Source organism: Azoarcus sp. PA01 (assembly GCA_001274695.2).
Taxonomy (GTDB): Bacteria; Pseudomonadota; Gammaproteobacteria; order Burkholderiales; family Rhodocyclaceae; genus Aromatoleum.
This window is the reverse complement of the sequence record LARU01000004.1, coordinates 83,707-104,995: the sequence shown is the minus strand read 5'-3', so window position 1 is coordinate 104,995 and position 21,289 is coordinate 83,707. Positions and strand designations below refer to the sequence as shown.

At 67.4% G+C, this 21,289-nt stretch carries 15 protein-coding genes and 1 pseudogene; 7 read left to right on the top strand and 9 right to left on the bottom strand.

Annotation, left to right across the window (positions count from 1 at the left end; translation table 11 throughout):
• Positions 1–5 precede the first annotated feature (5 nt).
• From PA01_12605 to PA01_12590, 4 genes are all read right to left on the bottom strand, one after another.
• Positions 6–1,343: a cation:proton antiporter gene (locus PA01_12605; protein KON80331.2), complete on the bottom strand. Its 1,338-nt coding sequence runs from the start codon at positions 1,341–1,343 to the stop codon at positions 6–8.
• A 222-nt stretch (positions 1,344–1,565) separates the two neighbouring features.
• Positions 1,566–2,744: a porin gene (locus PA01_12600; protein KON79379.1), complete on the bottom strand. Its 1,179-nt coding sequence runs from the start codon at positions 2,742–2,744 to the stop codon at positions 1,566–1,568.
• Positions 2,745–3,013: 269 nt separating this feature from the next.
• Positions 3,014–5,290: a TonB-dependent receptor gene (locus PA01_12595; GenBank protein ID KON80330.2), complete on the bottom strand. Its 2,277-nt coding sequence runs from the start codon at positions 5,288–5,290 to the stop codon at positions 3,014–3,016.
• Between the two features lie 103 nt (positions 5,291–5,393).
• Entirely contained in the window at positions 5,394–6,251 is an 858-nt protein-coding gene (locus PA01_12590) for a cache domain-containing protein (protein KON79378.1), read from the bottom strand.
• Between the two features lie 397 nt (positions 6,252–6,648).
• On the opposite strand from PA01_12590, the gene PA01_12585 reads away from it, so the two are divergent.
• Positions 6,649–6,969 carry a hypothetical protein gene (locus tag PA01_12585; GenBank protein KON79377.2) on the top strand — a complete coding sequence of 107 codons (321 nt, stop codon included), beginning with the start codon at positions 6,649–6,651 and terminating at the stop codon, positions 6,967–6,969.
• Positions 6,970–7,017: 48 nt separating this feature from the next.
• Here PA01_12585 and PA01_12580 read toward each other — a convergent pair whose 3' ends face one another.
• The 3 genes from PA01_12580 to PA01_18945 form a co-directional block, all read right to left on the bottom strand.
• Positions 7,018–7,980, bottom strand: a complete 963-nt coding sequence (locus PA01_12580) for a hypothetical protein (protein KON80329.2) — start codon at positions 7,978–7,980, stop codon at positions 7,018–7,020.
• Between the two features lie 128 nt (positions 7,981–8,108).
• Positions 8,109–9,902, bottom strand: a complete 1,794-nt coding sequence (locus tag PA01_12575; protein ID KON79376.1) for a methanol/ethanol family PQQ-dependent dehydrogenase — start codon at positions 9,900–9,902, stop codon at positions 8,109–8,111.
• Positions 9,899–10,078, bottom strand: coding sequence for a hypothetical protein (locus PA01_18945; protein ID KAI5912308.1), 180 nt, complete (start codon positions 10,076–10,078; stop codon positions 9,899–9,901). Before PA01_18945 ends, PA01_12575 begins: the two co-directional genes overlap by 4 nt.
• A gap of 333 nt (positions 10,079–10,411) precedes the next feature.
• Here PA01_18945 and PA01_12570 point away from each other — a divergent pair, with 333 nt between their 5' ends.
• The 4 genes from PA01_12570 to PA01_12555 all read left to right on the top strand — a co-directional run bounded on the left by PA01_12570 (position 10,412) and on the right by PA01_12555 (position 16,782).
• The gene (locus PA01_12570; protein ID KON80328.1) at positions 10,412–11,788 is read left to right on the top strand and encodes a histidine kinase; all 1,377 of its coding nucleotides are present in this window, start codon (positions 10,412–10,414) and stop codon (positions 11,786–11,788) included.
• Positions 11,769–12,419, top strand: a complete 651-nt coding sequence (locus PA01_12565; GenBank protein KON79375.1) for a response regulator — start codon at positions 11,769–11,771, stop codon at positions 12,417–12,419. Before PA01_12570 ends, PA01_12565 begins: the two co-directional genes overlap by 20 nt.
• Positions 12,416–14,566, top strand: a complete 2,151-nt coding sequence (locus tag PA01_12560) for a 4Fe-4S binding protein (protein KON80327.2) — start codon at positions 12,416–12,418, stop codon at positions 14,564–14,566. The genes PA01_12565 and PA01_12560 overlap by 4 nt, the downstream gene beginning before the upstream one ends.
• A gap of 65 nt (positions 14,567–14,631) precedes the next feature.
• Positions 14,632–16,782: a TonB-dependent receptor gene (locus PA01_12555; protein KON79374.1), complete on the top strand. Its 2,151-nt coding sequence runs from the start codon at positions 14,632–14,634 to the stop codon at positions 16,780–16,782.
• Positions 16,783–16,786: 4 nt separating this feature from the next.
• Here the strand turns inward: PA01_12555 and PA01_12550 are convergent.
• Positions 16,787–18,798: pseudogene (locus tag PA01_12550) on the bottom strand (sigma-54-dependent Fis family transcriptional regulator).
• A 289-nt stretch (positions 18,799–19,087) separates the two neighbouring features.
• Between PA01_12550 and pedF the strand changes: the two are divergent.
• The gene (gene pedF, locus PA01_12545; GenBank protein ID KON80326.2) at positions 19,088–19,540 is read left to right on the top strand and encodes a cytochrome c-550 PedF; all 453 of its coding nucleotides are present in this window, start codon (positions 19,088–19,090) and stop codon (positions 19,538–19,540) included.
• A complete protein-coding gene (locus tag PA01_12540; protein ID KON79373.1) occupies positions 19,530–20,372 on the top strand; it encodes a transporter substrate-binding domain-containing protein in 843 nt (280 codons plus the stop codon). Before pedF ends, PA01_12540 begins: the two co-directional genes overlap by 11 nt.
• A gap of 102 nt (positions 20,373–20,474) precedes the next feature.
• Here PA01_12540 and PA01_12535 read toward each other — a convergent pair whose 3' ends face one another.
• Complete coding sequence (locus PA01_12535) at positions 20,475–21,284, bottom strand: ABC transporter permease (protein ID KON79372.1); 810 nt, start codon at positions 21,282–21,284, stop codon at positions 20,475–20,477.
• Positions 21,285–21,289 lie beyond the last annotated feature (5 nt).

Below are 21,289 nucleotides of genomic sequence, written 5' to 3'. Positions count from 1 at the left end.
CTGAATCACCCGGCTCCGGCGCCGCGGCGAGGGGAACCGAGCACTGCCGGCCGTGGCCAGAAACGCTCCATCAACGGCTTGACGCTGGTGCCGTGGAAAATCACCGACAGCGTCACGACGATCAGCGTCATGTGGATCAGCTCCAGCGCGACGTCCTCCGGCAGGCCGTGCTGGATCGCGTACATCAGGTAATACAGCGACCCGATGCCGCGCACGCCGAACCAGCCGGCGAGGCCGCGGATGCGCCACGGCGTGCGCGTGCCGATCAGGCCGATCATCACGCTCAGCGGGCGCGCGACGAGGAACAGGAACAGCGCCATGCCGACCGCGCGCCAGCTCCACGAATCGACGAACAGCGTGCCGCCGATGAGGAGGATCAGCAGCAGTTCGGACAGGCGCTCGAGATGCTCCTTGAAAATCAGCGACCCCTCGCTGAGCGTCGGCACGTCGTGAACGGGCGCGGCATGCCCCCCACCCTCTCCGGTCTGCAGCCGGTCAGCCTTGTCGGGCGCGGCGCCCGCGAGCTTGCGTTCGGTCTGCCGCAACGCGACGGCGGCGAAGAACACGGCGAGGAAGCCCCACGCGCTCGCCATGACGCTCAAGCCATACACGATGCCGATGAGCCCGAGGCCGAGAAAATCGTCGAGCAGCCCGTGGGCTGCCGCGGTGCGGTGCAGGCGAGCCACCACATGCGCCATCGCCACGCCGCAGGCGACGCCGATCGCAAGCCCCGCGAGGGTCGCCCACACCACGTCGACGACCGCCCAGCGCAGCCCGAACTCGCCCAGCTCGTGCAGCCCGAGCAGGCCGAGGCCGAGCATCACGAACGGAAACGCGCTGCCGTCGTTCATCCCCGCCTCGCAGGTCAGCGTGAAGCGCAGCCGGTCCCGGTCGCCCGGGTGGCGCGTCTGCACATCGGTCGCGAGCACCGGATCGGTCGGAGCGAGAATCGCGCCGAGCAGCACCGCGGCGCCGAGCGGCAGCCCGAGTGCGTAATGGCCGAACGCCGCAATCAGCCCGACGGTCACCGCCATCGACGCGAATGCCAGCAGGATCGGCGCGCGCCAGCGCGCGAGGCTTACCGGCACCGGCATCTTCACGCCCGCCGCATAGAGCGAGATCAGCACCGCCGCTTCGGTCAGCACTTCGAGCAGCGCCGATTCCTTGAGCGGATTGAAGTGAAACAGGTTCAGCACCGTCGGGCCGACGACCAGGCCGACGGCAAGATAGATGATCGCCGCGGTCACCGGCAGACGCCGGATCATCGACGAGGTGAGGCCCCTGAGGAGCAGCAGCCCGCCGACCAGCAGGAACCATTGCGCATTGGTCAGTACGTTATCCATTTCAGATACTCTTCCCTTCTCGTTGGTCCGACCGCCGAGCGCGTGCGCCCGGTCGGTTGGCATTTATTCTGGAAGGCGAAAGTATCTACGAATAAACGGGTAACCGCGCTACCGTTTCCTGCTGTTACGGCAGCGCGGTTTCCTGATGTTGCGAGGAAAAATCGCTCAGGAGCGCCCGGACGGGAAAGTCCGTCCGGGCATCCGCCCACCGCACTTATGCGCTCAGAAGAACAGGATGCCGCCGAGTGAAATCGTGCGCGTCTCGAGGTCGCCGGGGAAGAGATCGGTGCCGGTGCCTTTTTCGCGGTTGTACTCGCCGACCAGCGTGACGTACTTGTTGAGGCTGTGATAGACGCCGAACGTCGCCGAGCGGAACTTGTTCGTTTCCGTCAGCAGCCCGTCCTCGTCACGGTTCTCGCCGTAGTTCAGGCCGACTTTCGTCTTGCCGAACTTGTACGTCCCCTGCACGAAATAGCCCTTGCCCTTGGTCTCCTCGAACGGTGAGAAGAACAGTGCGCCGACCGTCGCCAGGCCCAGCCCTTTGCCGTCGAAACCGTACACGACCGCCTCGAAGTCGCCCAATCCGAGCTTCGCGCCGAGTTCGAGACCCCTGGCGTCGAAGCTGCCTTCGCCGCTGGTCGTCTGATGGACTCCGCCCGCCCACACTGACCCGCTGGTCGTGTCGCCCGCTTTCCAGTCGTAGTTCAGCATCGCCTGGAAACCCGGATCCTCGGTCTCGTCGCCGGCAAAGCGGTTCGGGTCGAAGATGCCGGCGGAAGCCGAAAAGCCGCCGATCGTCGGCGTCGTGTAGGTGATCTGCGGCTGGAAGCCGGTGTACATGTAGCCGTGGCCGATCATGCCGAAAGTGGTGTTGAACGGGGTCGCGGCATAGCTGTTGCCGCCGACGCCGAGCAGCGTCATGTCGGCGAGGATGATCTTCTGGCCGAACAGGCCGATGTCGCGGCCGAGCTTCACCGTCCCCCAGTCGCTCGAGCCGAACTGGAAGTACAGGTTACGGGTGTCGATCTGCGAAAACGGACTGTCGCAGCCGCGATCGCCGCCACAGGACGGGTCGCTCGGCAGGCCGACGACATCGGACTTGTCGTTGATCCCGGGGGCGAAGCCGACATGGGCCTTGATGTCGAGACCTTCGACTCTGGTCGTGAACACGAAGTTGATCCAGCCGGGCAGCAGGCCGTTGGTCAGTGCCGAGTCCTTCGTCTTGACGTCGCCGACTTCCTGCGTGCGGTGCGCATAGAAGCCGTTGATCGTGCCGTTGATGTCGAGCGTCGCATCGCCCTGCGTGAAACTCACCGCGTGCGCCTGCCCGGCGGCTGCCGCGCACATCGCCGTAACGAGCACGATGCGACCCGACGCTGCCATTTTCAATCCGCTATTCATTCTTTCCTCCTTGGCCTTTTCTTTGCGTTGTTCATGTCACGGTCTGCCCGTATCGGCGACCGGCGCATTGCAGGTACGCGTTCAAGCGCGCCTTCAACGTCTTCGCAAGGGTCGGGCCAAGCATCTCCTGATCATGGAGTTGGCGTCTTTTCAGAGTTTTTAGCGTTTATTCACTGCATTTCGGCGCAATGAGTGATCCGCTTCGGCGCATCACGTCCTGAATTGCCGCAACAGAAATGTTGCAAGTTGGAACAACTGTGGCACCCGCGTCAGCCACCCCACCGATAGCGCAGCCCGAGCCACGCCGCACGCGGCGCGCCGGGGGCCACCGCCTGTTCGCTGCGCCACGCGTCCGCGTCCGCTGCGAAAGCGCTGCCGGGACCGACGAACGGGTTTTCAGCCAGCACGCCGCCCGTCGCGTAGCGCTTGTCGAAGACGTTGTCGATGCGGCCGAACAGCATCCAGCCGCCGCCCAGCCGGTAGTCGGCGCTCATGTTCACCAGCGCGTAGCCGGCCACCTTGCCGCGCCCGCCGAACTCGTCGTCGGCGCGGTGGGCGTTGTTCTCGTTGCCCCGGGCGTACTGCTTCGAATACCCAACCACGTCGGCGCCGATGCGCAGGGCTTCGGTCGCACGCCACGACACGGCGAGCTTGAGGCTGTGCGCAGGCAGCCCCGGCAGGCGGTCGCCGCTGGAGACGCGGATCTCGTCCTCGCCGCAGCCGCCTCCGCCGGCCGTGCTGTTGTTTTCGGCGAGCACGCAAGCCGACGAGCGGAACATCGCGCGCAGATAGCTGTAGTGCAGCTGCCAGTCCAGCGCGCCGGTTTCGCCCTCCAGGCCCAGCTCGATGCCGTCGCGCCGCGTCTTGCCGAAGTTCGTGAAATAGCCGAGGCTGCCGCCGGTGCCGACGAAGAGGATGTCGTCATGGTTGGTGCTGCGGAACGCGCCGGCGTTCCAGCGAATATCATCGGACAGCCGGCCGCGCAGGCCGAACTCGAACGTGCGCGTCACGACCTGTTCGAGGAACGGGTCGGCCGCCATCGCGTTGGGCAGGCTGCACGCGTTTTCCGGATCGGCACAACCGAGTTCGATCGGCGACGGCGCGCGGTTGCCCTGGCTGAAGCCGCCATACGCCGTGAGGTTCGGACTCGTCTGCCACGTGAACCCCAGCGCCGGGTTCAATTTGCGATAAGTGAAGTCGCCGTCGAGGTTGCCTGGCTCGTTCGGGCGCAGGCGATCGTCGCTGACGACGCGAGTGTGGTTGTAACGCAGCGAACCGGTCATCTGCACCGCAGGCGTCAGCGCGACGCTGTCGGTGACGTAAACGCTCGTCGTGCGCGTTCGGCCGAGCAGTTCGTTGACCTCTTCCTCGTCATCGGTCGGCTCGACGCCGCGGCTGTCGTCGAGTTCGCCTTCCTGCTCGCTCTGGCGGAAGTTGCTGCGGCCGCGGTCGTGCGACACGCCGAGCGCGAACTGGTGCGCGCCGGCGACGCGGCTTCCCTGCAAAGCGACGCCCGCGGCATTCTGGCGCGTCGCCGTGCGGTTGAGCGCGCCGTTCTCGTCGTCGCCGCTCTCGAAATCGTCTTCGAGGTCGCCGTTCAACGTACGGGTGTGCGTGCGCCGCACGTAGGCCGTGCCGGAGAGCTGGTCGCTGTCATTGAGCCAGTGAGTGCCCGACAACGCCATCAGCGTGCCGCGATTGCGCGTCTGGTCAGGATGGGTGAAAACGGCCTCTCGCCCTTCGTCCCGCAGCAGGCTTTCGGGCACGACGCCGTTGCCGACGAGATCGGTGCGCGCGTGCGCGAGCGTCAGCGCGAGGTCCGTCACGCCGGCGGTCAAGCCGAACTTGCCGAAGACCTGCCCGACATCGGTCGGCGAGTGGTCGCGCCAGCCGTCCTCTTCGAGCCCTTCGGCAGCCAGGAACCATGACGCGTCGTTGCGCGTGCCGCCATGCTGAATCGCACCGCCGCGACGGCCGAACGCGCCGCCGTACAGTTCGAATTCGCCACCGGGATGGGTGTCGCCGCGCTTGGTCTCGAGCGCGAGGGCTCCACCGAGCGTATTCAGACCGTAGAGCGGGTTCGAGCCGGGCACCAGCGTCATCGACGCGATCGCCGAGCGCGGAATCAGATCCCAGTTCACGACGTCGCCGAACGGTTCATTCACGCGCACGCCGTCGAGAAACACCGACAGCCCCTGCGGCGTCCCGAGCAGCGGCGACGCGGAAAAGCCGCGGTAGTTCAAGTCCGCCTGGTAGGGGTTGCCCTGCATCTCGTTCACGTTGATGCTCGGCAGCCGACGCTGCAGGCTCTCGGCGAGCGAAACTCCCCCCGCTTCGCGCAAGCTCTGCGCCGGCACCGTCTGCACATTGGCCGGAATCTGCTCACGTGGCAGGCCGATTCCGGGCAACAGCGTCGTGCCGATGACCGCCACCGGCTCGAGCGCCGCGTCCCCTGCCTGGGGCGGGATCGCCTCCTGCGCCATGGCGCTGCCACCGGAGATCATCGCGGCGGCCAATGCGAGCCGCGAGCCCGCGGTCGCGGACATCAGGGTTCTTGCGTGGACACGGAAAGCGGCCCGCAACGCGTTCTTCCTGCTGGGAACCGCGGGCAGTGTTCTGGATGGGGCCGTCATTTCGCTGGTCTCGTCTTTAGTCGGTGTAGTGGCCCACTCCGATCAGCACATCGCCTTCGCGGCGCACGTACGAGCGCTTGTTCTCGACGCGATTCGTCACCGGATTGCGCCATACGTACTCGACGCTCGCCTCGTCTGCGGATGCGAGCTTGTCGATCATCTCGGCGACGAGCGGGTGCCCCTCGGCGTCTTTCAGGCCCCGCGCATCGGTGTCGGACAGCGCCGGGTTCATCCCCATCGCTTCGAAGCGGCCGCTCTCGATATTGATCATGAATACGTACAGGTCGTCCTTGACGAAAGCACCGCGCCGGTCGTTGAACGCAGCCGCGGCCGTCGCCGTGCCTTGCGCACGCGCGAGCTCAGCCGCCCGCGACAGCATCTCGCGGGCGTCCTCGGCGGTCGCGCGCGGCGCCGAGTAGCCGACGCCGAGCACATAGCCGCCGAGCTTGCGCACGTAGCTCACCTTCGGTTCGACCTTGTTGGTCGTCCGGTTCAGCCACATGTAGCGCACCGTCGCTTCGCGCGTCGCCCGCGTCGAATCGATCATCTCGCGGAACAGCGGATTGCCGGCGGCGTCGGTCGTGTTCAGCACGGTCAGGCCGACGAGCGCCTCGGGCGCCGCGCCACTGGCGTGATAGACGCCCTGTTCATCGATCACGAACACGTACAGGTCCTCGCGGACGAACTGCCCCTTCTGGTTGTTGAACGCAGCGAAGGCGCGCTCGGGCCCGTTCGCTTCCATGTACTCGACGGCCCGCTCGAACAACGCACGCGCTTCGCGCGGCGTGGCCCGGTCGGCGGCGGCAACCGGCAGTGAAAGCCCGGCCGCAAGCGCTGCGACAAGGAGGCACTTCGACGGGAAAACAGGTTTCATCGGGCAATCTCCTCTTGTTCAGTAAGTAAATGGTGTGTCGCCGAAAGCGCTCGACAGGCCGGAAACTCGACGAGTCCGTGGCGCCCCGCCAAGCTGGGCAGCTTGAACAGCGGCCAACGCAGGCGCAGATTCGCGGTCCACTCCGGACGTTCGAATCACTGGCGTATTTACGCAAGGGATATGCCAGTTCATGCATGTCCGCTGACCGCGCCCGGCGCTGGCCGCGGCACACCGCACCGCCGACGCTCTCCCGCGGCGCTTCCGGCCGGGTTCGGAGGCGGACACGCAGCTTCGAAGCGCGCGTTGTATCGGCTCGATGGGCACCTATATTGAAAGCGTAAACGCTCGGCTCAGACCAGCAGCAACTCCAGGGAACAACGCGTTCGGGAGAACGAACATGAACACCAGGAACATGAGCGCCAGATCGGTTTTCCTGGCGGCGATGACAACACTGGCGTTGACCGTGCCGCCGAGCATGGCGGCTCCTGACGAAGTCACGGATGAGTCCTTCGACGAGCAGGCGCGGGCAGTGCAAGACGGGCTGGAAATCAAACAGGACGCGGGCGTGTTCGGACGTCCCGGCGACGCTCCCGGCGAAGAAGGTCCGCGCGGAAGCTCGGTCGGCGACCGCGATCTCGATCGCTACGTCCAGCGACTGGGCTTCGAGATTCGCATGAGAAACGCGCTCGCAGAACGGGAGGCCGCCGGTTTCAACTGACGCCACCCGAGGCGGTGCCTGCGTCCCGGGCAGATGTGGTGGTGTACTTCACTGCGGGAGCGGGCCTGCGCTGCCGGCCTGAACGCGGGCCGGACGCGCCGCGTCAGTCGCCGCGATTGTGGGCGAAAGTTCCACGTCGCGAAGATCCGGGAGTCCGCCGAGGCCGAGTTCGGCCGTCACCTCGTCGATGAATTGCCGGTGCTCGCGCGCCGCATTGCTGCGCCAGTGGAGCAAGTACTGCGACAGATCGACGGTCGCATCGGCCGGATGCCGATTCAGCGAGCGAAGCGCAGCCCAGCCTTCGGGATCCCGTTCGAACAACGGCAGCAACAGGTTCGCGACGACTTCGTTGTCGTCGCGGCGGTAGGGGTCGCGCGCGAGGACAGCGAGCCGCCCTTGCAGCCACTGACCGGCGGAAATCCCTTCGGGCAAGCGGCGATGCGGTTCCGCGACCAGGCGGTCCGCATAGCGGCGCAGCACCGGAGCGTAATCTTTCCAGGTGGAATAGGGTGCATCGGTCTGCCAGCGGCTTGCCATGCTCCGCAGCGCGTACAGGCCGGCAGCTTCGCAGACCGCCTCCTCGAACCACTGGTTGCGCTTGCGCACCGCGACGCCGGCGGCGCCGTCAAAATTGGACATGATGTGGCACAGCTCATGTCCGAACTGGTACGCGTATTGCGCCCAGCTCCGGTTGCGCGCTGACAGCCGTACCAGGTATTCGCCGGCGACGCCCCTTTCATAAAGCGTCACCGGGCTGCCGGGAGCATGCGTGACCACGATCGGCTGATCGACCGCGCCTGCGCCACGGCCGATCAACTCGTCGGCGACGGCATGGAGCAGGGTTTCGATCTCCTCGCGATCGGCCGAGCCCCATCCCTCCCCTTCGACGAGAATCGTCACACCGCCCGGACTTTCTGCAGCCGGGGAAGCGCGGGCACCGGACAGGACACCGATGCCGATCAGCGTCGCGACGACAAGCATCAGCCGTGCGACGATTCGTTTGTCATCCATCTCGGTATCCCTCCCGGCCTCGATCCGGCGGCGTCGTGATGCACGCGGCCCCTGCGCCGTCACAGGGCGCCGCTACCGGTCACCCGGATTCGGCTTTTACCGCCGCGTGCCGACGGGCGGTCAGTACATCAGGACTTGTGCAGCTTGAACACCCACACCGAACCGCCCTGCTCCAGCATATTCACGCGCTTGGCGACGTCGCCGCCCCACAGCGGCACCGCGCCGCCCCAGCCCGACACGACCGCCACGTACTGCTCGCCGTTGTCATCCCACGTGATCGGCGGCGCGATGATCCCGGAGCCGGTCTGGAACTTCCATGCTTCGGCGCCCGTGGTCGCGTCGACGGCTTTCAGATAGCCTTCGGGCGTGCCGTAGAACACCAGGTTGCCGCCGGTCGTCAGCACTCCGCCCCACAGCGGCGCGTTGTTCTTGACTTCCCAGACGATCTTGCCGCTGACCGGGTCGACCGCGCGCAGCGCGCCGATGTAGTCGTCGTGCAGCGGCTTGATCGTGAAGCCCGCGCCGAGGTAGGCCGCGCCACGCTTGTACGAGACCGGCTCGTTCCAGATGTCCATCGCCCACTCGTTGGCCGGCACGTAGAAATAACCGGTCTTCGGGCTATAGGCCATCGGCATCTGGTTCTTGCCGCCGAGGAAGGACGGCGCGTTGAGCACGGTCGTGCCTTTCTTGCCGTCGCCGCCGCCTTCGGTGAACGGGTTGCCGGGGCGCTTCGCGTCATCGAAGATCGGCCGTCCGGTCTTGAGGTCGATCCCCTTCGCCCAGTCGATCTGCTTGACGAACGGGAACGCGTTCAGCAGCTTGCCGTCGGTGCGGTCATTGACGAAGAAAAAGCCGTTGCGATCGGCCTTGCCGCCGGCCTTGATCGTCTTGCCGGTCTTCGGGTCCTTGTATTCGAAGGACACGAATTCGTTGACCCCGTCGTAGTCCCAGCCGTCGTGCGGCGTCGTCTGGTAGTGCCAGACGATCTTGCCGCTATCGGGGTCGATCGCGACCGTCGAGGACGAATACAGGTTGTCGCCGGGGCGCAGCCAGCTGTTCCACGGCGACGGGTTGCCGGTGCCGATGTAGATCAGATTGACGTCCGGATCGTAATACGCGGACAGCCACGGTGCGGCGCCGCCGGTCTTCCACAGATCGCCCTCCCACGTCGCGTTCGTCGTGCCGGAAATGCCGTTCTCGACCTCTTTGCCGGCCGCATCGTACTTGAAGCCCATGTGGCCTTCGACGACCGGCCGCGTCCACACCAGCTTGCCGGTCTTCGCGTCGCGCGCGTCGACGCGGCCAACGATGCCGAATTCGCCGCCCGAGTTGCCGGTGATGACCATGCCCTTGACGATCTGCGGCGCCGCGGTGAAGGAGTAGCCGGCCTTGTAGTCCTCGATCTTCTCTTTCCACACGACCTTGCCGGTGTCCTTGTTCAGCGCGACGAGCTGCGCGTCGAGCGTGCCGAAGATCACCAGGTCGCCATAGATCGCGGCACCGCGGTTGACGACGTCGCAGCACGGCATAATGCCGTCGGGCAGGCGATGCTCGTACTTCCACAGCTTCTCGCCGGTCTTGACGTCGAGCGCGAAGATGCGGCTGTAGGACGCGGTGACGAACATCTTGCCGTCGTGGACGAGCGGCTGCGACTGCTGACCGCGCTGCTTTTCGCCGCCGAACGAGAACGACCATACCGGCACGAGATCCTTGACCGTCTGTGCGTTGATCTGCGTCAGCGGGCTGAAGCGCTGTCCTTTCGTGCCGAGGCCGTGCGTGACCACCTGTGTGGTGATCGTGTCGTCGTTGAGGATGTCCGCATCGGTCACTTCCTTCGCCTGGGCGACTCCGACGCTCGCGAGTGCGAGCGCGAGAACCGTGGCGGCGACGGGCCCCCGTATGTTTTTCCGGATCTGCTTCATTTACCTTCCTCCTTGCATTTCTGGTCGTTTTGGTCGGGAACGCCCCCGGACAGTTTCGTCCGGTTCGACAGCCATTCCCGCAAGGGCCATGCCACCAGCAGGCATATATCAAAATAGGTACTCCCGGCCGCCAGCGCATCGACTTCTTGCAGTAAACCTGTAACGAATGACAGCACTCGTTCCGTTTCGGAGCAGCGCGGACACGCACACGTCCCGGCCCGCCGCTTCGCCGCGGTGGCACAGCCCTTGCTGAAAACCCACCATCGCGCGGCGTCCCGCGTCCGGCGGAGGGAGTTTCATGTTGATAGCCAGTTTGCTGCGGACGATTCATGGTCTTCGAGTCGGTCGCCACGTCCGGCGCCTGCCGACCGCAGGAGGGGATGCGATGGAAATGCCTGTCCGCCCGATGGCGCCGCAGTTTCGCCGCCGGGCCGACTCCGCGGGGGCGTATCGCCGTCCGGTCGTGCATCGCGTTCCCGCCGCCGAACCGGCAATCCGGGGCGCTGGCGATGCACGCTAAATCCACGACGCTCGGCACGCGCGTGAGCTTGGTGCTGATCGCGACGCTCGCGCTGATCATGCTCGCGGGCGCCGGGTGGTGGGTGCGCGAGACGCGCCGGGCGATCCACGAGGAAGTCCGGGCCGCCAGCCACGTCGCGCAGCAGTGGATCGACGTGCTGGTGTCCGAGACGCTGCGCGACCCCATCGACGGACCGGCGCGGCTGATGGCCCATCTGCGCGCGGTCGGGCGCCTGCGCGCGAATCAGCTCGAAGTGATCGCGGCCGACGGCACGCGCAGCTACCTGTCGCCCGAATCGACCTACAAGGCCGGCCGCTTCGCTCCCGAGTGGTTTTCCGACTGGCTCGCGCCGGCCGTCGCGCCGCGCCGCTTCGATGCCGGCGCTCAACTTATCGTGCTGCGCCCGGACGCCTCGCGTGCGATCCTCGACGCCTGGGACGACCTCAGCACCGGGCTGGGCTCGGCGCTGGCGCTGCTGCTCTTCATCGCATTCGCCGCGCGGCTGGCGCTCGACCGCGCGCTGGCCCCGCTCGCCCGCATCGATGCGGCCTTGACACGCGGCGCGGACGGCCGCTTCGATATCCGCCTGCCTGGCTATCGGGTCGTCGAACTCGACCGCCTCGCCGGCAGCTACAACCGGCTTGCCGACACTTTGGACCAGGCGCGCGCGCAGAACCTGCGGCTCGAACAGGACCAGGCGTTTGCGCGCGCCGTGCAGGTGCGCCTCGCGGAGGAGCGCCGCGTGATCGCGCGCGAGCTCCACGACGAGCTCGGCCAGGCGATCACCGCAGTGCGCGCGATCTCCGGCGCGATCTTGCAGCGCTGCGACGATCAGCCGCAGATTTACGGCAGCGCGCAGGCGATCCTCGCGATGACCGGTCAGATGCAGGACGGCGTGCGCGCGATCCTGCAGCGCCTGCGGCCGGCCGGCGCGAAGGGCAGCAGCCAGCTCGACCGCGCAGTGGCCGACTACTGCCGGCTGTGGTCCGGCCACCATCCGCATATCCACGTCGACTGTGTCACGTCGCCGGCGACAGCGACCGACGAAGCGCTCGGGCTCACCGTGCTGCGCCTGCTGCAGGAAAGCCTCACGAACGTCGCCCGCCATGCCGGCGCGTCGCGCGTCGAAGTGCGCCTGGAGTTCAAGCCCGATGCGGTCGCGCTCGAAGTCTGCGACAACGGTCGCGGTCTGGCCGGCGAACCCGGCGCCGGCCGCTTCGGGCTCGCCGGCATGAAGGAGCGCGTCGCCGAACGGCGCGGCGAGCTGCGCTTCGACACGCCGCCCGGCGGCGGCCTGCGCGTCGCCGCGCTGCTCCCCACGAACCCCCTTTGCGAGGATCTCCCCGATGGCCTGCGCACCGCTTGAAAACCTCCGCCTGATCCTCGCCGACGACCACGCCGTCGTCCGCATGGGGTTTCGCATGCTGCTCGAAGGCGCGGGCGCGCAGGTAGCCGCCGAAGCCGACAGCGGCGAGGCGGCGCTCACGGCTTTCGCCGAACACCGCCCCGATGCCTTGCTGATGGACGTGTCGATGCCGGGCATCGGCGGGCTGGCCGCGCTCGAACGCCTGCTCGCGCACCGCCCCGATGCGCGCGTGCTGATGCTCTCCGCGCACGAAGATGCGCAGATTCCGCTGCGCGCGCTGCGCGCCGGCGCGACCGGCTACCTGTCCAAGCGCGCCCAGCCGCAGGAACTGGTGCGGGCCGTCGCGCGGATCGCGAGCGGCCAGCGTTACGTGGACCCCGAACTGGCGCCGCAACTGGCGCTGGCGCAGTTCGGCGGCAACGGCGACCCGGCCGACGCGCTCACCGACAAGGAGTTCGCCGTCTTCCTGCAGCTGGCGCAGGGCAACTCGGTGAACCAGGTCGCCACGACCCACAAGCTCAGTCCGAGCACGGTCGGCACGCATCTCTACCACATCAAGCAGAAGCTCAACGCGGCCAACGCCGCCGAACTCGCGCTGATCGCCGTGCGCAGCGGCCTGATCGCAGTGTGAAGCGCGACAGCGACGACCGCAGGGAGCGCACCGGAGCGGCTCGGGACGCCGCAAGCACGCTCCTGCGCCGGTTCGCCGCAGTGCTGTGCGTGCTGATCGGCGCCATCGCAGCCGCGACGTCCTTCGCCGGTGAGCTGACGCGCATCGACCTCGAACGGCGCTTTCCCCCGCCGCTGCGCGTCGGCGACCAGGCCGACGACGTGCCGGTGTGGCCGATCCACAGCGAACTTGCGCCCGAAGGCGGCCCGGTCGGGTGGGCGTTCGAGTCGATCGATCTCGCGCCCCTTCCCGGCTTCGAAGGCACGCCGATCAACCTGCTGATCGCGCTCGATCGGCGCGGCAACTTCACGAGCGTCGAAGTGCTGCGCCAGCACGAGCCGGTGTTCCTCGGCGGGCTCGGCGAAAGCCCGCTGCACGAGTTCGTGCGCCAGTATGCGGGGCGCAACCTCGGCGAGTCGATCACCGTGTCGACCGTCTACGGCGCCGCTTCCGGAGCCGAAGGCGGCGGCGATCGGGTCGTGCTCGACGGCATCACCAAGGCCACTGCGTCGGTACGCATCGTCAATCAGACCGTCCTCACCGCCGCGGTCGCGGTCGCGCGCGCCCGCCTGGGTTTTGCGGCGCCATCGGACGTTGGCCCGCCCGCCCGGGCGCGCGAGGACCGCTACGAGCAGCGCAGCTTCGCCGACCTGCTCGGCAGCGGCGCGATCGCGACGCTGCGCGTCGCCAACCGTGACGCCGAGGCGCTGTTCGCCGACAGCGATGCTGCCGGACTCGACCCGGCAGCGCTCACTGCGCCCGGCGAGACTTTCGTCGAGCTCTACGTCGCCTGGCTCAATCCTCCGAGCATCGGCCGCGCGATCCTCGGCGACGCGGGCTTCGCCGAACTGCAGCAGGCGCTGGAGCCCGGCCAGCAGGCGTGGTGGGTCGCCACTGCCGGGCGCACTTCGTTGATCGACGAACGCTTCGTGCGCGGCACCGCGCCGGCGCGTCTGACGCTCAGACAAGGCGGCGTGCCGTTCGAGCTGCGCGATGCGGATCTCGATCCGCGCCCACCGCCCGGCGCGCCGCCGCTGAACGCGGCGCTGGTCCTCAAGGCGGCGCCGCTCGCCGGCGTCGACCCCGGCAGCGTGCAGGATTTCGAACTGACGCTCGTACGCGCCCGCGGCACGATTCTGCCGGAGCTCACCCGCCGCAGCGTGCAGGTCACTTATCGCGTGCCGGAGTCCTACTTCGAGCGCCCCCCGGCGCCACCCCCGGACTGGCTGATCGCCTGGCAGGAGCGGCGCACCGACCTCGCCGTGATCGGCACGGCGCTCGCCCTGCTCGCCGCGGTACTCGCACGGCCGCGCTGGATCAGCGTGACGCCGCGCCGGCTGAAGCTGTTCCGCTTCGGCTTCCTCGCCTTCACGCTCGGCTACGTCGGCTGGCATGCGCAAGGCCAGCTGTCGATCGTGCAGCTGACCGGCGCGGTCAAGATGCTCCGGGCCGGCCAGAGCCTCGCGAGCTACCTCTACGATCCGGTCTCGCTGCTGCTCATCGCTTTCGTGCTGGCGAGTTTTCTCGTCTGGGGGCGCGGCGCCTACTGCGGCTGGCTATGCCCGTTCGGCGCGCTGCAGGAATTCGCGGCGCACTTGGGCCGCCTGGGCCGCGTCCCGCGGCGACGCCTGCCGCAGCGTCTTGCGCAGCGGCTCGATCGCGGTCGCCATGCGCTGCTGCTCGCCCTCGTCGGCGCGGCAGCTTTCGCCCCGCAGGTGGCCGAGAGCCTGGTCGAAATCGAACCGTTCAAGACTGCGATCACCGTCGGCTTCGACCGCGCCTGGCCGTTCGTCGCCTATGCCATCGTGCTGCTTGCAGTCGGCACGGTGTATTACAAGTTCTTCTGCCGCTACCTGTGTCCGCTCGGCGCCGCGATGGTGCTCGGCGGCAAACTGCGTCGGCTGCGCTGGCTGCCGCGCCGCCGCGATTGCGGAAAACCCTGCCAGCGCTGCCGCCATCGCTGCGCGTACGATGCGATCGACCGCAACGGCGCGATCCGCTACGACGACTGCTTTCAGTGCCTCGACTGCGTGGGTATCTATCATGACCCGAAGCGTTGCGTGCCGGTGATGCTGCTGCGGCGGAAAGGGCGGCAGCTTACGCAATGACGGCCGCACCCGTACACTTGACCTCCAACGCCCGGACAATCGATCCCCTGACAGGACACCGCCCGATGAATCGCCCTTCTTCGACGTCCAATCGCGACACGCCCCGCCCCCGCTTGCGTCGTGTCGCGCTCGCACTGCTCTCCGGCCTCGCCAGCATCGGTTCAGCGCCGGTTTTCGCTGCCGATCCGGCGCCGGTCCTGAATCCGGTCGTCGTCACCGGCAGCCGCGTCGAGACCGAGAGCTTCGATCTGCCGTTCTCGGTCGATGTCGTGGATATGGCCAAGGTGCAGGCCGGCAATCCGGGCGTCAACGCCTCCGAAGCGCTCGCCGGCATTCCCGGACTCGTCGTGCAGAACCGCCAGAACTACGCCCAGGACCTGCAGATCTCGATCCGCGGCTTCGGCGCGCGCTCCGCGTTTGGCGTGCGCGGCGTGAAGCTCATCGCCGACGGCATCCCGGCGAGCAATCCCGACGGCCAGGGCCAGGCGGCGACGTTCAATCTCGACGTCGCCGAGCGCATCGAAGTGCTGCGGGGACCGTTCTCGACGATCTACGGCAACCACGCCGGCGGCGTGATCCAGCTTTTTTCGCGCGACCCGAAAGGCGCGCCGAGCGTGCGCGGCGGCGCCCTCGCCGGCGCCTGGGGCACGACCCGGATCGGAGTTGGCAGCGAAGGCGAGAAGGACGGCGTCGGCTACCTGCTCGATGCGTCGCGCTTCGACACCGACGGCTATCGAGACCACAGCGCGGCGACGCGCGAGCAGGCGTTCGCGAAGCTGAACTTCACGCCGGACGCCGACAGCCGGCTGACACTGACGGCAAGCGGCCTGCGTCAGCCCGACACCGAAGACCCGCTGGGCCTGACGTGGGCCACCTACCGGCGCGACCCGCGCGCCGCCGAACCGGTCGCCGAACTATTCGATACGCGCAAGCGCATCGACCACTTTCAGGGCGGCGCGACTTACGAGCGGCGCTTCGGCGACGACCGTCTGCAGCTGGTCGCGTATGCCGGGCAGCGCAGCGTGACGCAATACCAGTCGATCCCGGCCGGCCCGCAAGCGAACCCGCGGCATTCCGGCGGCGTCATCGATTTCGACCGCGACTTCCACGGCGTCGGCGCACGCTGGATCGGCCGCCGCGAGCTCGGAGCGGGCAAGCTGACGTTCACCGCGGGCCTCGACCTCGACCGCTCCGAGGACGACCGCCAGGGCTTCGAGAACTTCGTCGGCACGACGCTCGGCGTCAAAGGCCGGCTGCGCCGCGACGAGACGGACACGGTCACGAGCATCGATCCGTACGTGCAGACGACCTGGGAACAGGGGGCGTGGCAATGGACCGCGGGGCTGCGCCACAGCCGCGTGAAGTTCGACGTCGATGACGACTACCTCGCGAACGGCGACGACAGCGGCGAGCTGACTTTCCGCGAGACGACTCCGGCGCTCGGCGTCGTCTACAAGCTGAGCCCGGCGCTGAACTTTTACGGCAGCGCCGCGCGTGGCTTCGAGACCCCGACGATGACCGAACTCGCGTATTCGGGCGCGGGCGGCGCCGCCGGCTTCAATTTCGGCCTCGAACCTGCGACCAGCACGCAGCTCGAACTGGGCGTCAAAGCTTTCGTCGGCGACAACACGCGGCTCAACGCTGCGCTGTTCCAGGTGCGCACCGACGACGAACTGGTCGTCGAGAGCAGCTCCGGCGGGCGCACCGTGTTCAAGAATGCCGGCACGACGCTGCGCCGAGGCGTCGAGCTCGCGCTCGACAGCGAGTTGTCGCGCAACTGGCGCGGCCGGGTCACGGTGACGCGGCTGCAGGCGATCTACGACGAAACTTTCGTGACCGGCAGCGGCGCGGCGGCGAAGACGATCGCCGATGGCAGGCGCCTGCCCGGCATTCCTGCGCTGTCGGCTTACGCCGAACTCGAATGGACTCCCGTCGACGGAGTCGCGACGGCACTCGAGGCACTCTATCGCAGCAAGGTGTACGTCGAGGATACCAACTTCGAGCGCGCCGCACCGGGCCACGCGCTGGTGAACCTGCGCTTCACCGCGGAACAGAAATCCGGCCCATGGACGTTCAACGAGATGCTGCGGCTCGACAACCTGTTCGACCGCGAGCACATCGCTTCGGTGATCGTCGGCGACGGCAACGGCCGGTTCTACGAACCCGGGCCGGAGCGCAGCTGGTACGCCGGGGTGCGGGCGAGCTATCGATTCTGAACGCTCAGCTCATCCGCCCGAGCTTGCGATACAACGTGTTGCGGCTGACGCCCAAGCGGCGTGCCGCGGCCGAGACGTTGCCGCCCACCTCGCGCATCACGGTCGCGACCGCGTCGAGTTCGATTTCGTCGAGACTGCGCACGACGTTGCCGCCGACAGCCGTCCGGGGGGGCGGCTCAGCGGCCCGCCCCGAGCGCTCTTCGTGCTCGCCGTCCCCGTCGATGCCGAACAATTCCTCGGGCAGATGCACCGGCCGTATCTCGGACTCGTCGTCGAGCAGCGCGACCGCGACCCGGATCACGTTCTGCAGCTGCCGCACGTTGCCCGGCCAGGCGTAACGTTCGAAGAAGTCCATGACCTCGCCGCTGATCGTGATCGCCGCTGCGCGCGCGCCGCTCGCCTCGGCCTCGGCGGCGAGAATCTTCGTCACGATCGAGCGGATGTCGGTGCGCTCGCGCAGCGGCGGCAGCGTCACGGTGAGGCTGTTGACGCGGTAATAGAGGTCCTCGCGGAACAGCCCCTGTTTCACCGCGTCGCGCAACATGCGGTGCGTCGCGCAGACCAGCGACAGGTCGACCGGCGTCGTCTTGAGCGAGCCGATCGGCGATACGCAGCGTTCCTGCAGCACGCGCAGCAGCCGCGCCTGCATGCCGAGCGGCATGTCGCCGATTTCGTCGAGGAACAGCGTGCCGCCGTGCGCCTGCTGGATCTTGCCGACCGCCCCTCCCGGCGCGCGCCGGTGAAAGCGCCGCCGATGTAGCCGAACAGTTCGGATTCGATCAGGTTCTCGGGAATCGCCGCACAGTTCAGCGCGACGAACGGGCCGTCGCGCCGCGTTCCGCTGTTGTGGAAAGCTCGCGCGAAGAGTTCCTTGCCGACACCCGATTCGCCCTGGATCAGCAGCGGAATGTCCTTGCCCTGCACCCGGCGCGCCCGATCGAGTGCGAGCTGCAGCCGCTCGTCGCCGGTCGCGAGGCACTCGAGCGTGATCGCGTTGCCGCCCGCCTCGCCCGCTTTCGGCACCGTGCGCCGCGGCTCGGCGGCGCGGTCCGCGAGTCCGGTGGCGGGAACTGCAGTGCGCGGCCCGCGTGGCACGCGCACGCGGGCGTACACCGTGTCGCCGCGCCGCATCTCGAGCATCAGCAACGCGTCGCCGGCGCTCGCCGCGCGGTCGAGCACCTGCCCCAGACCGAGCCTGAACAAGTTGTTGAAAACCGGCGCCGGAACAAATCCGACGCCCAGCCCCAGCGCTTCCCGCGCGACCGGGTTGGCACCGAGGAGCCGGCCGTCCTCGCCGACCGCGAGCGCTCCTTCCTGCAGACTGCCGACGTATTCCGGCCGCGAATGGAACGCGATCTGGATCTCCCTCGCGAATTCCGCCTCGAACAGCCGCTTTTCGAGCAGTTCCACCGACAGCCGTACGAGGCCGAGCGTATGCCGCTGCTGGCTGCGGTAGTCGCCCGAAATGTCGAGCACGCCGGCCAGTTGCCCGCGCGCATCGAACACCGGCGATGCGCTGCAGGTCAGGAAGCCGTTCCGTTCGAGATAGTGCTCGGCGCCGAGAACTTCGACAGGTGTACGTTCCACGATCGCGGTGCCGATCGCGTTCGTGCCGCGCTCCGCTTCGTCCCACGAAGAGCCCGGCTGCAGCGCGACGCGTTGCGCGCGGCCGAGGAAATCGGCGTCGCCGAGACAATGAAGGATCATGCCGTGGATGTCGGCGAGGATCACCATGCTGCCGGAGGCGCGGATCTGCTCGAAGACGTGCTCCATGATCCCGCCGGCGTGCTCCAGCAGCTGTGCGCTGCGCTCGCGCGCTTCGGACAGCCCGGCGCGACCTTCCGGATCAGAGGAATGCTTGTTGAGGTGATCCAGTCCGGTCGAGCGGCAGCGCTGCCAGGAACGCAGCAGCGGCGGCGCAAGCCCCGACTCGGGCACTTCGCCATGCTCGAAGAAAAACCGGCGCGCGTCGACCAGCGCGTTGTCACGCCGGTCCCGCAATTGCGGCAATACCATCGTCTCCTCCTCCTGTCCCGCCCGCCGTACGAGGCATGTTTTTTATGAGCGCCCCTGTGCGCCAAAAAGTAGCACCTGCCCCACCTTGAAGCAAGCAGCTTCACAGCAGCGTGAAACATGGTTAGCAACCTTCATGCCATTGCATTCTTCCAGTCGCCGTGCGGTTTGCGGCCGGGGGCGGGGCAGTTGGCAAGGCAGCTGCGAGAGTGGCACAGGCCTTGCAGTAACAGGTCATGCCGCACCGACGGCAGTATGATCCGAATCACTTCAGCCATAAGGAAACAGGACGGTGGAAATGCACAATTACAAGGAGACCCTGGCGCGCGGACTGCGAGTCGGAGCATTCACGGCAGCGTTTGCGTTCGCGGCCACCGCAGGAGTTGCGCACGCACACGGCGACGTGACGCCGCAGGCAGTCGATACGTCGTCGTTGAAGCAGCTCGGCGAAGACTGGCAGACGGTCAATCCTTACCGCGGTGACAAGGAAGCAATCCGCATCGGCGATTCGGCGTACACCCAGAACTGCGCCCGCTGCCACGGCCTCGGCGCCGTCTCGGGCGGCATCGCACCCGATCTGCGCCTGCTCGACCTCGAACCGGAAACCGACGAATACTTCATCGGCCGGGTGCGCAACGGCGTCACGCGCAACGGCGCCGTATATATGCCGCCGTTCGAGGGCACGCTGTCGCAGGAGGCGATGTGGGCGATCCGCGCGTGGCTGGAGACGGTCCGTGAGGAGTGAGCGGCGTCGCTTCCTGCTCGCCGCAGGCGCGCTGCTTGCCGGCACGCTGCTGCCGACCCACGCGGTCGCCCAGCTCGAGTTGCAGCAGGCAGACACGCTGCGCATTGCGGTGTATGCGGACTTCGCCCCGTATTCGGCCCGCGGCAAGGGCATCGACGTCGCCGTCGCGCAGGCGCTCGCCGAACGGCTCGGCCTGCGCGCCGAGTTCGTGCAGTTCGCGGCCGACGAGGACATGAACGACGACCTGCGCAACATGGTGTGGCGTGGCCACTACCTCGGCACCCGCCCTGCCGACGTGATGATGCACGTCCCCGTCGACGCGCAGTTCGCCGCGCGCAACGACAAGGTGCAGATCATCGCGCCGTACCACCGCGAGACGATGGCGCTGGCACGCGATGGCGCGCGCGTGCCGCTGCCCGCCGGTTCCGCCGCGAACGCGCTCGAAGTATTCACGCGCGAGAAGATTGGCGCCGAGCTCGACACGCACGCGAGCGACTTCCTGCTGAACGTGCTGAACGGCCGGCTGCGCGACAACGTCGTGCATTTTCGCAGCGTCGCGGACGCCACCGCCGCGATGACGCGAGGCGAAGTCAGCGCGGTGCTCGCGCCGCGCAGCCAGCTCGAAGCGGCACTGCCGGAGCGCGGACGGTTCGAGCTCGATGCGCTCGCGCTGCCCGAGATGCGCGTCAGCACGTGGCCGCTCGGCATGGCGGTGAAAGCCGAGAGCCGCGAACTGGCCGCCGCGCTGGCGAGCGCAATCGCCGAACTGCACAGGTCCGGCGAACTCGGCCGCATTTTTGCCGCGCACGGCGTGACGCACCAGTCGCCGTGAAAGCCGGAAAATCATTTGAGCCACGATGCAAGGTGCTCCATTTTTGAACACCTTGCATCGGGCTTGAACAGTTGTCGCTGAACAGTTCCCGTCCAGTTCCCGTCACGCAGTTTTAGCGCTTTTCTTCAGCATGCCGCGCTGCGGGTCGTAACCCCATGCGGCGAGCATGAAGAACAGCACGAGGCAGCCGCCGACGATCGCGACCGACGTGCCGGCGAACTGGCCGTACAGCGCAAAACGGATCGCCTCGACCGCATGCGTGAAAGGGTTCCACTGCGCGATCGCATGAATCGCCGCGGCACCGGACTCCTCGAGCTTCCACAGCGGATACAGCGCCGGCGACAGGAAGAACATCGGGAAAATGACGAAGTTCATCGTGCCGGCGAAGTTCTCGAGCTGGCGCACCTGCACCGACAGCAACAGGCCCAACGCGCCGAGCATCATCCCCGCCAGCACCAGCACCGGCAGCGCGTACAGCCAGCCGCTCCACGGCACATCGACGCCAAACAGCGCCGCGATGACGAGGAACACATACGCCTGCAGCACCGACAGCAGCGTGCCGGCCACAAGCTTCGCGAACAGCAGGTACCAGCGCGGCAGCGGCGCGGTCAGCAGCAGCCGCATCATCCCCATCTCGCGGTCATAGACCATCGCCAGCGACGATTGCATGCCGTTGAACAGCAGCACCATGCCGAGCAGGCCCGGCACGATATAGACCTGGTACGGGATGTAGGTGTCGTAGGGCGGGATGATCGACACGCCGAAGACGTTCTGGAAGCCCGCCGCGAACACGACGAGCCACAGCAGCGGGCGCACCAGCGCCGACGCAAAGCGCCCGCCCTGGCGGACGAACTTGGCGATTTCACGTCCCGCGATCGCCTGCAGCGCGAGCAGTGCATGGGACAGTCTCATCGCAT